This is a genomic window from uncultured Olegusella sp. (assembly GCF_947253395.1).
In the GTDB taxonomy this organism is placed as follows: domain Bacteria; phylum Actinomycetota; class Coriobacteriia; order Coriobacteriales; family Atopobiaceae; genus Olegusella.
On sequence record NZ_CAMXYY010000032.1, the window covers coordinates 1 to 16,327 of the forward strand.

Sequence of the window (16,327 nt, forward strand, 5' to 3'; positions counted from 1 at the left end):
AATAACGGTCTCGTGGGCTCGGAGATGTGTATAAGAGACAGATTTACGCCTGATGACATCATCGTCGGCATGATGAACTCCCTCGAAAGTTTTCCCGACTCCCTGTAAGGCCACGTCATCTCTGCCCAAACCTAGTCACGGCCAAAAATCTGACCTACTCTCAAATGGGGTCAGATGAATGTCGCCTGGATGTTCAAAGGTGTCGTTTCCTTCAGCAAAAACGACAAGCATAAAAAAAGAGGTACCAGACTTTTAGCCTGGTACCTACAGCCGTATCTATACAAGCAGCGCTTAGAGATCAAGCTTCATAAGGCGAGACATCGCAACGATGTAAATCTCCAAGGCCTTCTTGAATTGCTCCTCAGAAAAACCTTCATCAGCAGAGTGCTCAGCACCAATCCAGTCGGGCATCGAGAAGGCGGGGTCATTGGGACCAAAGGCGCAGGCACACTTGAAGTGACGCGCATAGGTACCTCCACCGATAACATAAGCCTCAGAATCGCGACCGGTGTACTCGTTGTACGTGTCTACGCAGGTTTGAATCGCGGGATTATCAGGCTTGATATAGAAAGTCGGCATATCAAGATCCACCGTGAGATTAGCATCGTAATCAGCAAGAATCTTCTCGATAGCAGCGCTAATTTCATCTGAGCTGATAGAGGTGGGATAACGAGAGTCGATGGTTTGCTCAAAAATACCATCCTTGATGCAGATGGTGCCGCCGATGCAGGTCAGAGGACCAAACATCTCATCACGGGAAGCAAAGCCCATAGAAGAGCCGTCGGTGGTGCAAAGTACCTTGTGATCAAGCTCGAGGAAGCGACGCTCTGCTTCGCTACCAATACCGTTGTCCAACAGATAATCAACAAGAACGAGAATTGCATTTACGGAACCCTCGGGCATTGAGGCGTGAGCACCAATACCGGTAGCTACGATGCGAACGGTACCATCACCCAAGTCCTCAAGCTCAATACGCTCAGCAGCGGTAAGTTTGGAGGCATCGGCACGTACGATTGCGATTGCCTGACCAGGAACGGCATTACCCGCAGTGCCACCCTCAAAGCTAACAATCTGGTCGGCAATTGCCTTGTTGGAACGAATGGTGGCAGAATAACCACCCTTCTCACCACAGATTACCGGGAAGTCTGCGTCGGGAGTAAAGAGGAACGCGGGCTGCTCGAAGTTCTCGATATACCACTCCACGTCACGCATATCGGTCTCTTCATTGTTGCCGATAATGCAACGGATGGTATAAGGCAGGGGCTCGCCAGTTTTATCTGCCTGCTCTTTGAAGAACTTGGCTGCATACATGCCCATAACCAGAGGGCCCTTGTCGTCAAGAACACCGCGGCCAATCATATAGCCATCCTTGCGGGTGACTTCAAAGGGCGGGAAAGTCCAACCAGTGCCTTCGGGCACAATGTCGGTATGACCAATAAGAGCGAGCTGCTTTTTGGAAGCACCAGGGATATCTGCATATGCGATATGGCCGTCACAATTGTGAGTATCAAAACCCATACGTTCTGCAATATCGCATGCGGCGCACAAAGCCTCGTAGGGCTTGGGGCCATACGGCATGCCCTCGGTAGCATGCTCCATATCCTCAACGGAACGAATACTGACAAGGGTAGCAACATCGGCAACGATGTTTTCCCACTCGCGCTCAATATAAGCGCGTGCGTCCTGCTTGACCTGCTCGTCTGCCATAACAGTCCTTTCTGCCGAAGTTCATTTGATTGCATAACCATTGCTAGTTTAGCGTTTAATATCATCAGAGAGAAACAAAGCGGCAAATCGCTGAGAGGCTCGGTAGACGGCAAAAGTTTGCAGGAAGAGCCATTGGGTATACACAATTTTTGCAGAAAGTCATGCACAAAAGATACATGAGACTAACTTGCATGGATTAGTAGTATATGTCTGCACTTGAACTGCAGCATAAGCCATAGACTCCTTTAGAATGCCAAAGATGGCAACGTATTCCGCACAGGACGGTAAATAAATGACAGTAGATACACGACTTTGGCCGGCAGAATTTGCAGCTGCAATTTTTGATTTTGATGGAACAATTGCCGAAACGCACTCTATCTGGCATGAGGTTGATCAGATATTTTTGGGTTCACGCGGCATTGAGGCTGATCTTGAGTACCAAAAAATGCTCTCAATGATGGGTTTTCAAGCAGGCGCACGCTATACCATCGAGCGTTTTGGCCTGCGTGAAACTGTCGATGAAATATGTGATGAGTGGAACCGATTGGGTAAAGCGCTCTATCACAACCGCGCTCGTTTACGCCCAGGCGCTCAAGCCTATATCGAAGCCTTAAGAAAGCAGGGCATCCCCTGTGCATTGGCAACGGTAAACGATGCTGAGGTATTAGAATCATGTCGTCATATTGATGTACGTAGCCTTTTTGACCAACAGGTTTATGGGAAGGATGTAGCCCATCCCAAGGATCATCCTGATATTTACCTTGAGGCAGCTCGTCGGCTTGGCGTTGCCCCCGCCAACTGTATTGTGTTCGAGGACCTTGCTGAGGGCATTCGTTCTGCTCATAGTATTGGAATGTTAACCTGCGCTGTTGCCAGTAATGACCCTATGCAAGACGAGCAGGTCGTAACACGGCTCGCGGATATTTTTTTGCGCGACTGGCAAGATATCTGTCTGACATAAGAAACTTTATTCCACAGGTAAATACATAAATTATATGTGCTCACACCGGTCCTATTTTCATACTAATAGTGAGAAAACACTCCTCCAGTGTGAGCTGAAGGAGTGTTTTGCAAAAGAGAACACAATGTGGATGCAATAAATATATGGAACAACCCTAGTTATTCTTACGCTTGCGATCTAGCGCTACCAAAACAAGGACTGTGCCCGTCACACCCATAACAGATGTGAAAGCTATGCTGGCAGAATCGCCTGTCTGGGGCATACGAAGTCTCGATACCTTCTTGGAGTTACGATGCTTGGTAGTTGCACCAGGTTTAGCAGGCGTATCAGGCTTGGTGGTTTCAGCAGCAACAACAGTAAACTTCGCGCTTGCTTTGCCATCATTAGAAACAATGTACACCTGAGTACAAGCCCAAGCATCGATGGGGAGTGTATCAAAATAGCTGCGACAAGCGCTATAACCTTGCCAGCCGTTTTGAAAAACGTATGCCCCTTTTCAGTCGTTATCATACTTATCCTTTTTAAACACTTTCCCATGCCAACATGCCATATAAGCAATACTTTTTTATATCATCTATCGCATGCTTTTTTCTCAAAGCTAAAAGGGTGGAACGTTAATAGTGACGGCAAGCGGTCTCATAAACCGGTGAGACCACTTATATCAGCTTTTTGTCACCAGCTAACGCCACAAATGGTTCAAGTGTCGAGTGCGCCAATCGCAGATGGTTCGAGTTTCGGACTAGAAATAACAGATGGTTCGAGTTTCGAAGTGGGCAAGCATAAAAGCGCAGGTCAGATTTTCCTCTCGTCCGACAAACGAACCATCTGTTGGTAAGCAGTTCGAAGGATGAACCATCTTCAGGCGAGCAGATCGAAGCTTGAGCCATCTGAACTACAAGAAAGTCTTAAAAGTCGAGTTCCATCAGACGAGCAATGCTCATGATATAAATTTTGAGCGCACGCTTAAGACTGGCCTCAGGAATTGCCTCATTGGGACCATGCTCGGGACCTGCCCACTCGGGTATAGAATCGGTTGGATCCCAAGGACCAAAGGCAGCTCCACGAGCAAAGTGGCGCGCATAGGTACCACCGCCAATGGTAAAGGCCTTGCCCTCACGCCCGCTATACTCCTCATAGGTATCCAACAAACAGCGAATCTCGGGCAGCTCAGGGCTCACATAAAAGGGTGTAACATTGCGTCCCTCAGCGTAACTGCAGCCATATTGAGCTCCAAAGCTGCTGAGCGTCTCGCTAATACGTTCGCCCGTCGTACTAGTTGGGAAGCGTGAATCAACCGTCTGTATAAAGCGGCCATTTTCCGTACGCACTGTGCCACCAATGAGCGTCAGCGGCCCGAACTTATCATCCTTACTAGCGACACCCACCGAAGAGCCATCAGTTGTCGCAAGCAGTATGCGCTCCATCTCGAGAAAGACGCGCTCCTTAGCAGAGCATAACTTGTGCTCTAGCAAGTAATCAACAAGCAAAGCAATTGCATTGACAGTGCCTGCAGGCATAGAAGCATGGCCACCCTTGCCATGAGCAGTAATGAGTGCCTGGCTATCTCCCGCAGCCTCAATATCGATACTATTGGCTTCAGGCAGCTCAGCTGCTGCGCACTTGATCACAGCAGTCGCGCGACCAGGAATTGCATTGCCAACAGTACCACCATCGAGTTCAACGATGACATCACCTGCGATCTTGCCCGAGCAAAAAGTTCCTGAATACAGGCCCTTCTCACCACAAATCAGCGGAAACTCCGCATCGGGCGAAAATACGAATTCAGGCATGGGGTAACGCTCCAGATACCAGTCAAGGTCTTTCATACTGGTTTCTTCATTGTTGCCCACGATACAGCGTAGGGTATACGGAAGCTTCTTGCCACTACGTTGCGCCTCACGCACAAAATAGTGAGCAGCATAAAGCGATAACACACAGGGGCCTTTATCGTCCAAAACACCACGACCAACGAGGCAGCCTTCCTTACGCGAAACATCAAAGGGCGGAAAGGTCCAACCTAAGCCTTCGGGCACAACATCAGTATGAGCAATGGTTGCGATTTGCTTGTCCGACTCACCAGCAAGGTCTGCATAGCCCAAATAACCCTCGCACTCATGTGCGTCCAGACCCAAACGATCGGCAATCCTTAGGCCGACTACGAGTGCCTCATGGGAGGCAGGACCCCAAGGCATGCCAGGCTTTGCAGCAGCGCAATCCTCGACAGAACGGATACGGACGAGCCTGCGAATATCAGCAACAACGTCTTCCCAGACCTCATCGACAAAGGCATCAACGTTCTGCTTGAATTGTTCATCAATCATTTCGGTCTCCCGACCTCCATACTCATATTTTTGCGCAGAGCAAAAACGACACAACAGGAGCCGATAACCCAGACCTAAGACCTATCGCAACGAATACTCGCGCACCAAGCTCGTTTACGTTTGAATGCCTCTTTGGCTTAGATGCTTGCCATCTCGGAGGAGACGCAAGAATACCAGTAAGAATAATTGGGCGGGCAATACTTCTTTGCCGCACTTAGTGAGATGGTGTAGCCATAGCCACTCGCAAGGCCAGCCACGTGAGCATTGATAGCTTCTTCCCAACTACCCCAGCTGCAACTGCCCCAGCCCCAAGCATTATGTGACTTAAAGCAACGAGCGCCTTTGCTAGACTCGATGCACGAAATTGCTGGCGACCAGCGTGGATCAACGCCATAGCGCAGAGCAGCTTCAGCGAAAGTTTTCCCCTGACCAGCAAGCGGCGAACCTGCAAGGTAGGCATCAATGCGTGCTGCCCAAGAGTCAACAGAGTCAGATGAAGAAGAACCGTTGTTTTTCTTATTGCCATCATTAGTGTCTACAGCAGACGTGTCGTGATCAACTTTTGCAGGAGTTGTGCCATCTTGTTTGGCACTAGAACTTACCTTAACTTCGTTACCATTAACGGTCTTAAAAGTCTTATGCTCGGATTCAGCCTTTTTTGCCTCGGCAAGAGCTGCCGCGCGGGCAGCCTCCTCTTCCTTTGCCTGCGCTACCGCACGAGCTTCTGCCTCAGCACGAGCTTCCTCGGCTGCACTCAATGCATCCTTTGCCTTTTGACGGGCTTCCTCAGCCTCTACTTCTTCAGCCTTGAGCGTGGTCTGAGCTACTTCGAGCTCATTTTGCATATCTATCAAAGAAGTAATTTCATCGGTATTTTTATCCGAAATAATGTTGAGATACTGAAGAGTCGACAAGAGACTCGAAAAATCCTCCGAAGAAAGGACTAAATCGATCAGGCCTCCGCGGGACTGCTGGAACTTATAGAGCGTGCGCATAGAGCTTGCAGACTTTTCGCGCTGCTCAGGGAGTTGAGCATTGATCGTATCAATACGATCTTGGACCTCGCTCATACGCTCCTTGACGTCTTCGACTTTCTTGACTGCGGCGTCATAGTCGTCGTTTGCCTGCTCGATACGCTTGGCAAGAGAAGCAATGTCATCTTTGCCAGCGGCATATGCGACACGGGGAAGAACAGTCGGCATCGAGAAAGCTAACAAAGTACCCGCAAATGCCAGTGCGAGAATCTTGAGCGCTTGCCGACCAGTTGCTGCCTGCCATTGCTGCACGCTAAAGTCCCTTCTTCTGCGCACCTTTTTGCCGCATAAGCGGAGGTACGTCTTGTCTCTCAAAAAGTGCTTTGCCGCCCAAGACCAAGACGACGACGTATCCTGCAAAAAAACTCCTCATTTTTGTGGGCTGCAACAGCTTATAAACAAGCCATAGCTACCACATAACTTTCGAGATTTTACCCGAGAGAAGCCTATCCACCAAACGTCAACTCATAATTGCAGGAATTTGGCATAAGTCGACTTTTGGGATTTTGAGCCTACACAGACAATGTCCTGCTCATATTAAAAAAAAGAGGGACCCTTTCGGACCCCTCTTAAGCTTTTGCTTCAGCTGCTAAACGCAGCGGGAAACTATGCCTTGGTGACGTTGGAAGCCTGGAGCTTGCCATTCTGACCAGTAGTGATATCAAACTCGACAGCCTGACCCTCATCAAGAGTCTTGAAACCGTCCATCTTGATCTCGCTGTAGTGGACGAACAGGTCGTCACCATCCTCGCGAGAGATGAAGCCGTAACCCTTGTCGGGGTTGAACCACTTAACAGTACCCTGTGCCATGACGTGCCTTTCCTTCGTGCGCCTTTGTGGCGCAATAAACACTGCGCTTTTCGCGCGATACCATGTCGAGCGGATGTCCCGCGCGACACAAGGGTTATAGTACCTCAAAACAAGGTTTTTTATGCCAACAATCCGCTGACGGCGTATATAGACTGCTAAATGCACACTATACCGTTTGCAGCTTTGGACAAAAGGAGGCAGCATGTCTTGCACGACTTTGCTTGTAGGAAAAGCAGTGAGCTATGACGGCTCGACGCTCGTCGGACGCAACGAGGATTCTTGTAACGGTGAGTGGAATCCCAAAAAATTTGTCATCGTCAACCCTGAAGACCAACCTCGTCATTACCGCTCAGTCATCAGCCATGTGGAAGTAGAACTACCTGATAATCCTCTACGTTACAGCTCAACCCCCGAAGCCATTAAGGGTGGAGGCACTTGGGCTGCCGCTGGCATCAATGATGCCAATGTCGCCATGAATGCTACAGAAACCATCACCACCAACGAACTTGTACTTGCAGCTGACCCACTCGTGGAGCTCATTGCCGCTGTCGGCACTGAGGGTGAGAGTGGTTATATTCCCGAGCTTGCAGGCGGTCTTGGTGAAGAAGATTTTGTTACCTGCGTGCTGCCTTATATCCACAGTGCTCGAGAAGGTGTTATCCGCCTTGGTGCTCTGCTGAGCAAATATGGCACCTACGAAATGAACGGTATTGCATTTTCAGACGCTCACGAGATTTGGTGGCTCGAAACCATCGGTGGTCACCACTGGATTGCTGTCCGTGTTCCTGATGATTGTGTCGTTACCATGCCCAATCAATTGGGTATCGACTTTTTTGATATGAAAGACGCCTTTGGAGAGGGCATAAATTTCTTATGTAGTGAGGATTTGCGTGAATTTATATCAGCAAATCACCTAGATCTTTCACTGGATGGCCAGTTCAATCCCCGTTACGCTTTTGGATCGCACTCCGATGCCGACCACGTATATAACACGCCACGGGCTTGGGACATGCAGCGCACGCTTACACCTCACAAAGCGCTGTGGGTAGGACCTGATGCCGAGTTTACCCCCGAAAGCGATGATATTCCTTGGGCAGTACACCCCGAGCGCAAACTCACCGTCGCTGACGTTAAAGATTTGCTTTCTCGCCACTATCAGGGTACGCCGTATGACCCATACGGACGTGGAGGCGACCCAGCACAGCGCCGTATGTATCGCCCCATTGGCATCAACCGCACCAGTGAGCTATCTATTTTGCAGCTTCGCGCTGACGGTCCCGAGGCTACTCGCGCAATTCATTGGCTCGCATTTGGCTCTAATGTCTTCAACGCTATCGTCCCTCAGTTTGTGGGAATCCGCAGAACACCTGAGTACTTCTCCAACACCAGCTCTACGGTTAGTACTGAGTCCTTTTACTGGGCAAATCGTTTGATTGCCGCGATGGCCGATGCACACTTCTACGACTGCGCACCGCTTATCGAGCGCTATCAGCAAGCAGTACCAGCTCGTGCTCTTGCGCTGATGTACGAGGTTGAAGACGAAGCTGACGAGCAGATCCGCGAGCAGACTAACGATGCAATTGCCGATGTTGTGCGCGAGGAAACCAACAAGTTGCTCGCAAGCGTGTTGGATACCGCCAGCTTACGCATGACCAACAGCTTCTCGCGCAACGACGGCTAACACCCAATATGTGTGACACAAGAGCATGCTAAGCTGTGCTTGTGTGCGCATGTGTGCGCTTGCATATATTTGTTTTGGTCGCTTCTATATGCTTACTTTTACAGCTGTTTCTAAAGATGGTTCGTCCTTCGGACTTCCGAAAAAAATGACCTGCGCATTTATGGCAGTCGACACCGAAGAATGAACCATCTGCGGATATAAGGGCGGCTTTAGCTCAAAACTATGTTGCCAGCCCAACCCCAGCGCGGCGTCACCGTCTGACCATAGTAAGAAATCCACTCATCAACGCTTTCGGTACGAATATAGCCAATGTTGTCCATCATCATACCGCCACCGATATAGATGCCAATATGGCCATAAATGCGACCCGCACGCGTATGGGGATGCGACGAGACGGCTACAATCATGCCTACTTTGAGGTTGGATTTACTAGAGCTGGTGCAATAGGCGTTATACATGTCACATGCATCGCCACCAATGTAGCCATAACCCGCGCGCTGGAACACCAGAGACACCCACATAGCACAGTAACCTGCACCAGGCGAACCAACGCTGTGGCAAGCATTCACAATAGCGGCCTGTGAGCCCGTAGAGGCTGAAGACTGACCGCCACCCTTAGAAATATGTGATCCCGCATTACTGCTACCAGGATTGCTGTTTGCAGCCGCTTTTCTTGCTGCTTCCTTCTCGGCCTGACGCGCCGCATTGTAGTCCATAATTTCGGCGTCGCGCTTCTTCATCAAGTCAGCAACTTCACCAGACAAACCATCGAGAGTTTTTTGCACCTCGTTTTGCTTTGCGCGCATATCCTCAAGCTGTTGCTTTTGAGTCTGGCTGAGTGCATCAAGGTCGGATTTCTGCTGCTCCAAGGATTTTTGCTGCTCTTGCAGCTTGGTTTTATCTTCCTCAAGCCCAGCCTTTTTGCGATCTAGTGTCTCTTTTGCCTCCTTGACATCCTCAATCATCGCCGCATCAGACTCACTGATTTTGTCGAGATAGTAAACGTTGGAGATAAGATCCTCAAAGGAAGCAGAGCTCATAAGTACTGACAAAAAGTCACGTCCACCAGACTTGTACGCACCCGCAACGCGAGCCGCGAGCACCTCTTTTTTGGAGTCAAGCTCAGCTTGGCGCTTAACAATGTCTTTTTGCGTATCGTCAATACGTTTTTGGGTATCGCTCACTTTTGTCTTGGTGTCATCAATTTGACGTGAAGTCTCTTCAATCTGGCTGAGCGTCGCAGACTGCTGCTGTGCCAACTCCTCAAACTCATCACCGAGCATATCGAGCTGAGAATTCACTTGGTCATATTTTGCCTGCGCGTCATCCAGAGCATCCTGAGCTTCGTTGACCTTGGTCTTGTCCACAGCAAATGCTGCCGTGGGAAGCAGAGCCGTACCAATACCAGCACCTAGCAGCATACGCAGAGCATCACGACGAGTGAAGGTAGACTCACCCGACATATCAGCAGCATCATCTGCAGGGGTATTCATGCGGTCTGGGTTAAAAGAATAAGCGCCATTGCGCTTGTGCTTACGCGTTTCCAAGCCTACCTCCGTTTGTGCTGTATTTGCTTGGCATGTGTAGCCACTCATGGTAGCACTACAGCAGTCGATGGGTAGCGTGCACCCAAAACAGTCAATGGCGGCAGTCTATCCATTCGACCAGCTTTTGATTCATTACAGGATGAGTTTTTAGTGAAAAACAATTCCGTACAAGCGATAAAACTAGCTAAAAAAGCTCATCGTCCAAATCAAAAATTCGTCTCCTAGCAGGGCAATCACAAAGCACGATGCCGCGATGGCAGGGCCGAAGGGAAAGTCAGCTGTAGGCTTTGGGCTTATGGAGCATAAAAAGACAGTGACAGGCTTGTTTTTTCGCATTCCCCACACAAATGAGAAGCCAATACCCAAAATACACGCAATTAAAACAAGTGGGATACAGCGCTGCCAACCAAAATAAAACCCTGCCAAAGCAAAAAGTTTGAGGTCTCCCCCGCCCATACTGGGACGCCTCAACAGCAGGTCCATCAATAGCACAAGGACAAGCAACGGAGCGGCAACTATAACTGCGTCAAGACAAGCCGTGGCGAGCACAGCAAAACTTACCCTACCTGCCAATCCCTCGCCCAACAGATACAAGAGCCGAGCGAACATTGCAACAAGTAAAGACTCATTGGGAATGTAGTACGCCACAAGATCTGTCAGCGTCAGTACCAGCAAGGCACTCACAAAGACAAGCAGTTCGAGGACTTCACTCGTAAAGCCATAGCGCCACAAAAGCAGCAGATACAGCACACTGCACACCGCTCTCAATGTCACCATAGCAAGCGTGGTGTCACCCAAAGCGTCTATCTTTTCTACTGCCTCCACCGCACTGCGCCGATACGCGCTTTTCAATAAACTGCGTGCACAAAAAAGGAGCGGACGCACCATAACAAAGCCCAGCACCAGTGCAAGCACAACCATCTGCACCCAAGCTAACGGCTCAGTCATAGAGCTTCCGCTCCTTCTTATATCGTACAAATTACTTTTGTAGCTCTTCTTCCTTGACCTTCGGTAAAACTTCCAGACCAAGCTCAGAAAGCTGGCGCTCACTCACAATGCTTGGAGCAGCACTCATGAGGTCAGACCCTGAAGTCGTCTTGGGGAAGGCCATAACCTCACGAATAGAATCGGCACCCGCAAGTAGCATGCACACACGATCGAGACCCAAAGCAAAACCGCCCATAGGAGGTGCACCAAAGGTCAAAGCTTCCATCAAAAAGCCAAATTGCTCGCGTGCACGCTCTTCGGTAAAGCCTAGCATCTTGAGAATACGCATTTGCAGCTCGGCATCATGAATACGCATGCCGCCGCCACCAGCTTCAAAACCATCCATTACAAAGTCAAAGGTATGTGAGCCAACAGACAGAGGGTCACTATCCAGGCGCTCAATATCCTCTTCAAGGGGTTGAGTAAAGGGTTGGTGCTCAGCAGCACAGACCTGACGATCCTCATCCCAATGAAAGAGCGGGAAATCGACAACCCAGAGGAAATCGTGACCCTCACGGGGGAGCTCCAACGCAGCTGCCATATGAGTACGGATGCCACCCAAAATCTCATCGGCTTCTAGACGCTTGGTCGCTGCAAACAAAATCAAGTCACCAGCTGCAACGTCCATCTCGGCCTTAAGCGCCATGATTTCCTCATCCGAGAAGAATTTTGCAACTGGGCTATTTACCGTGCCGTCAGGACGGAAGGCAACCCAAGCAAGACCTTTTGCACCAAAGCTCCGTGCAATGGGCTCGAGCTTGTCAATTTTGGAGCGTGCCCAAGAGCCTGCACCCTTGGCATTGATGCACTTAACGTACTCCCCTTCGGTATTTGCAGCAGATGAAAAGACTTTGAACTTACAGTTTGTAAAGATGCTTGTTACATCATGAATTTCCATGCCAAAACGAGTGTCAGGTTTGTCGGAGCCATACGTGTCCATAGCATCCCAATAAGAAATGCGGCGCATAGGCAGGGGCAAATCAACGCCCACCGCAGCGAGCGCATCGTGCATCACTTCTTCAGCCAAGTCCATTACATCGTTTTGCTCGACAAAACTCATTTCAACATCAATTTGGGTAAATTCGGGCTGACGGTCAGCACGCAAATCTTCGTCACGGAAGCACTTTGCCACTTGGTAGTAGCGCTCAATGCCACCCACCATAAGTAGCTGCTTGAGCAGCTGCGGCGATTGAGGTAGCGCATAAAAGTGGCCCGGCTGAGTACGACTGGGTACAAGAAAATCTCGAGCTCCCTCAGGCGTCGATTTGAAGAGCGCAGGTGTCTCAACCTCAACAAAATCATGCTTATGGAAAGCCTCACGAACCGCAAAGGCAAAGTCTGAACGCAAGCGCAGGTTTTTTGTCATTACAGGACGACGAATATCAAGGTAGCGGTAACGCAGACGGATGTCTTCAGCGGTATCGCCATCATCTTCAATGGGGAAAGGGGGTGTCTGTGAAGAATTAAGCACCAGCATCTCATCAACAAGAATCTCGATATCGCCAGTAGCGAGATTAGGATTTGCCATGGTACCGCGGCTACGCACAACGCCACGCACCAAAACAGGCCACTCCAGACGAACCCTCTCGGCCACATGAAAAGGCACACCATCGGCGTGGTCGGGATCAAAAGATATTTGCGTCAAACCCTCACGGTCACGCAAATCAATAAAAACCATGCCACCATGGTCTCGACGGTGCCACACCCAGCCCGTAAGGGTAACCTGCTCGCCAATGTTCTCGCGACGTAATTCTCCGCAGCTGTGAGTATGCATGCTAAATTTGCTCATCAAAATCCTCTCGTCTCTCGCGCCCCGTGCCGTACGGGCGCAGATCAGCAGACGGCCCTACAGTGTAGACTGCACTGCAAAACACGGACTCTCATGGTAGCAGCGTAGACACAGTAGAAGTGCGGCAAGTTTGTATTCCAACCCTACTCACAAAAATATATCCAGCAGACACTACTCATAACGGAGAGCATCGATGGGGCTCAAGCGAGCTGCTTTCATCGAAGGCATGATGCCAAAGACCACACCCACAACCATGGAAAATGCCACCGCTACCAAGACTGCTGGTACACTAATAACCACAGGCAGTCCCGCGAGTGCCGAAATCACATGCGACAAAATAAAGCCCACAATCACGCCAAACAAGCCACCAATGCCTGACAGCATGACCGCTTCAGTCAAAAATTGTATCAGGATGGTACGGCGACGCGCACCCAAGGCCTTCTTCAGTCCAATCTCGCGGGTACGCTCAGTAACCGAAACCAACATGATGTTCATAACACCAATACCACCAACAATGAGCGAAATCGAAGCAACGCCAATGAGCATGGCATTAGTGGAACTTGCCAACTGCTGTAGCTTTTGGGTCTGCTCGGTTACATCTACCGCTTGATAGCTCAGTCCGCTACCGCTCCCGCTTTTCTCGTCTTGTTCCTTGGGACTCGCTTGGGTATTGGCACCAATTTTTTTGTTAAGCAGATCCGCAGCCTTCTTGCCCACCTTGCCCATATCATCAGTCGATGCAGCGCGCACCAAGGCAGACATCGGCACGTCATACTTAGAAATAGTGGGCCACAGTGTATTGGGGATATAAATTGTTCCACCACCTGTGTTTTCATACATATAGTAATCAGATATGCTTTCGATGGTTGGCTCAAAACGCGATGTTGGAGCAACGACACCAGCAACTACAAAAGGCTCGCCTGCAATATCAATTGTTTTGCCCAACGGATTAATCCCATTAAAAGCTGCGCGCACCACTGATTGGTCAATCAAACAAATTCGCTGGCCACCCATATCATGAGCAGTGATGCCACGCCCTGCAATAACAGACAGACCCGCTGTCTCAAGATAATCTTCGTCAACGCCTGCAATTGCAGCCGAGTCCAGCGAGGTATTGAGGAAATATACGTTAGGAGCGTAGTTCAACTTACGATAAAAAGACGCACGGGTGGCACCATCAATACCAGTAAGCTCCTGCTTGACATCCTCGTCGAGCATAGGAGTGCCCACGGGAAGATTATCGATACCATATTCCAGCGAATTACCATCAAGAGTCGCTATAACCGCCACGGCATTCGTACCAGAACCTACGAGATTGCGCTTGATCTGCTCGTTGGTACCTTCAATAGTGGAGACAATCGAGATAATCGCCGCGATACCAATAATAATGCCAAGCATAGTAAGCAAACTACGAAGCTTGTGTGACCAAATGCCTCGAAGGGAAATGCGCAGATTTTCAATCATGGCTCCCCCTAAAAGTCCATGCTGGGGCTATCGACTTCTTTGGTCGGCGCGCCCTCAACTACATCTCGACCATAGGGGAATGCAATTTTGTCATCTTGAGTCAAACCATCCTTGACCTCAATGATACTGCCCCAGTAAATCTGTCCAATCTTTATGCTGCGACGTTCGAGCCTACCCTGCGGATTTGCAGCCATTACGTAGTAACCATCCTTATCATTTCGGATGTACATTTTGTCTAGGCTGATAATATCGCCCTCGTCTTCGTCCGTAGACTTCCTCGCATCGCAGCCCTCGCCCACCTCAAAACTCATTGAGGGGTCATCGAGTTCGGTGACTTCACAAGTTACCGGATAAAACGTATTGGATGGATTGCCCGAAGCATACTGTCCGCTTGGCGCGGGTACCGTACCAATTTTTTTGACATGAGCTATACCCGAAGCACCAGACTGATACGTATTGATGCGATAGGTATCACCTATCTGGATAGAGTTACGTGAAAGTTCATCAACATAAATCGTCACGCTATATGCTGCTTTACCCTGTACCGAAAGCAAGGTATCCCCTTTACGGATCTTTTTTGGGTCAGCAACCTTAGTCACCGTACCTGCAATTTTTGCCTGTACTTCGCCCTTATCATTGATAAGTTCATCCTGTTGAACAGCGATACGTGCATCACGCACATCCAAACTTGCAGTTTCGACAGCCTTCTTTTGCTCGCGAATCATATTGTCGATTTCCTCGCGCGTATAAGACTGTTCCTCGGGCACCTCACCACCGTCGTTATCGTCATCGTCCAGTGGTACTTCCTCAAAGCGCTCATAAACAAGGGGAGGCATAGAAACAAAAACGCCGCAGTTACGCACAACTTTGGGGTTTTTTTCTAGAGTCTTGCCATCCTTGCTAATAATGCCTGCGCCCGCACGCCAGTCAGCATATGCATCATTTTTTTGAGTGGTAGGCGTGGACTCATTGTTAGTATTTTCAGAAGCAGAACCCTCATCTGCACCTGCATTGTTATCTTCAGTACCCGTGCCAGTGCCTGTACCTGTACCTGTACCAGTGCCCGTGCCAGTACCTGTACCTGTACCAGTACCCTCTTCAGTTTGGCTCGAGCTATCAGCAGTCTCTGCAGGCAGCAGAGAGCCTACCAAAACCCAGCTACCACAACGGACGGGTTTCTTGTCATCACCAATAGTAAAGAGACGCAACTCGCAGGTTTTGTTTTGTTCTTTAAGCATCTTGAGAAAGTCAGAGCTAATCACTGTGTCTGGCTTTACAAAGTAAAGTAAATCGTACAGGCTCGCACCACCTGTAGCCTCGACGTAGTACTCTACGTTTTTCCCTTCGGTAGCAGACTTACTCTTGGGAGTTAGCTTATCTACAAAAGGAAGCTCACCATGATCTATCCTTTTAACCCTTGGCTCCCCGCCGCCACCGCCGCCGCCTCCACCACCTTTGGGAGCAGGCGTCAAATTAGATACGCGCGCGAGCTCACGCTTTGCTCGACGAAGTTCGCTTTCGACAGCGCCTAGGCGTGCTTTGTGCGATAGCTTGGTGAGTTTAACCTGCGTCATATCAAAAGTTGCCAGCACATCGCCAACCTTAACTTTGCTCCCCTCTTTGACCTTGATGGATTCAAGAGGAGCCTCCGAAAGCTTGAGCGTCTGAACGTCACCCTGAGCGACTTGACCAGAGAGCGTACCGCCATCATCGACCATGCCATTGTTGATATTTGAGACAGGAAACACCTCAACGGGCTTGCGAGTAAAGTTACGAATAAGCAGGATGACGCCTACTATCAGCGCACAGATGAGTACCACAACGCCCGTGATGGTGAGAGTACGCTTTTGTTTTGTCATTGGTTGCAGTTTTCCGCTCATAGCGCACCATCCGCAAGTTGACCGTCGACTATATGACAAATCCTCTGGGCATGATCGGCAATAGTAGGATCATGAGTAATCATCACAACAGCCATACCCTGTCTCTTATACACATCTCCGAGCCCACGAGACCGTTATTCTAATCT

General features: G+C 49.6%; 12 protein-coding genes. 2 read left to right on the forward strand and 10 right to left on the reverse strand.

What is annotated here, in order from left to right:
* Nucleotides 1-291: 291 nt before the first annotated feature.
* Entirely contained in the window at nt 292-1,707 is a 1,416-nt protein-coding gene (locus Q0X25_RS04155; RefSeq protein ID WP_298579227.1) for a Sapep family Mn(2+)-dependent dipeptidase, read from the reverse strand.
* A gap of 292 nt (nt 1,708-1,999) precedes the next feature.
* Here Q0X25_RS04155 and Q0X25_RS04160 point away from each other — a divergent pair, with 292 nt between their 5' ends.
* Nucleotides 2,000-2,668 (forward strand): HAD family phosphatase, encoded by a 669-nt coding sequence (locus Q0X25_RS04160; protein WP_298579229.1) that lies wholly within the window; start codon nt 2,000-2,002, stop codon nt 2,666-2,668.
* 154 nt (nt 2,669-2,822) lie between these two features.
* On the opposite strand, the gene Q0X25_RS04165 is transcribed toward Q0X25_RS04160, so the two are convergent.
* The 4 genes from Q0X25_RS04165 to Q0X25_RS04180 form a co-directional block, all read right to left on the reverse strand.
* A complete protein-coding gene (locus tag Q0X25_RS04165) occupies nt 2,823-3,068 on the reverse strand; it encodes an LPXTG cell wall anchor domain-containing protein (protein ID WP_298579231.1) in 246 nt (81 codons plus the stop codon).
* 505 nt (nt 3,069-3,573) lie between these two features.
* Complete coding sequence (locus Q0X25_RS04170) at nt 3,574-4,989, reverse strand: Sapep family Mn(2+)-dependent dipeptidase (protein ID WP_298579232.1); 1,416 nt, start codon at nt 4,987-4,989, stop codon at nt 3,574-3,576.
* Nucleotides 4,990-5,126: 137 nt separating this feature from the next.
* A complete protein-coding gene (locus tag Q0X25_RS04175) occupies nt 5,127-6,275 on the reverse strand; it encodes a hypothetical protein (RefSeq protein WP_298579233.1) in 1,149 nt (382 codons plus the stop codon).
* Nucleotides 6,276-6,629: 354 nt separating this feature from the next.
* Complete coding sequence (locus tag Q0X25_RS04180) at nt 6,630-6,833, reverse strand: cold-shock protein (protein WP_021625714.1); 204 nt, start codon at nt 6,831-6,833, stop codon at nt 6,630-6,632.
* 202 nt (nt 6,834-7,035) lie between these two features.
* Here Q0X25_RS04180 and Q0X25_RS04185 point away from each other — a divergent pair, with 202 nt between their 5' ends.
* Nucleotides 7,036-8,514 carry a C69 family dipeptidase gene (locus tag Q0X25_RS04185; RefSeq protein WP_298579235.1) on the forward strand — a complete coding sequence of 493 codons (1,479 nt, stop codon included), beginning with the start codon at nt 7,036-7,038 and terminating at the stop codon, nt 8,512-8,514.
* Nucleotides 8,515-8,723: 209 nt separating this feature from the next.
* Here Q0X25_RS04185 and Q0X25_RS04190 read toward each other — a convergent pair whose 3' ends face one another.
* The 5 genes from Q0X25_RS04190 to Q0X25_RS04210 form a co-directional block, all read right to left on the reverse strand.
* Nucleotides 8,724-10,061: a hypothetical protein gene (locus Q0X25_RS04190; protein WP_298579236.1), complete on the reverse strand. Its 1,338-nt coding sequence runs from the start codon at nt 10,059-10,061 to the stop codon at nt 8,724-8,726.
* Between the two features lie 180 nt (nt 10,062-10,241).
* A complete protein-coding gene (locus tag Q0X25_RS04195) occupies nt 10,242-11,009 on the reverse strand; it encodes an A24 family peptidase (RefSeq protein ID WP_298579237.1) in 768 nt (255 codons plus the stop codon).
* Nucleotides 11,010-11,040: 31 nt separating this feature from the next.
* Nucleotides 11,041-12,837 (reverse strand): aspartate--tRNA ligase, encoded by a 1,797-nt coding sequence (gene aspS / locus Q0X25_RS04200; RefSeq protein ID WP_298579238.1) that lies wholly within the window; start codon nt 12,835-12,837, stop codon nt 11,041-11,043.
* Between the two features lie 171 nt (nt 12,838-13,008).
* Complete coding sequence (locus Q0X25_RS04205; protein WP_298579239.1) at nt 13,009-14,301, reverse strand: ABC transporter permease; 1,293 nt, start codon at nt 14,299-14,301, stop codon at nt 13,009-13,011.
* A gap of 8 nt (nt 14,302-14,309) precedes the next feature.
* Nucleotides 14,310-16,181 carry an HlyD family efflux transporter periplasmic adaptor subunit gene (locus Q0X25_RS04210; protein WP_298579241.1) on the reverse strand — a complete coding sequence of 624 codons (1,872 nt, stop codon included), beginning with the start codon at nt 16,179-16,181 and terminating at the stop codon, nt 14,310-14,312.
* Nucleotides 16,182-16,327: the final 146 nt, after the last annotated feature.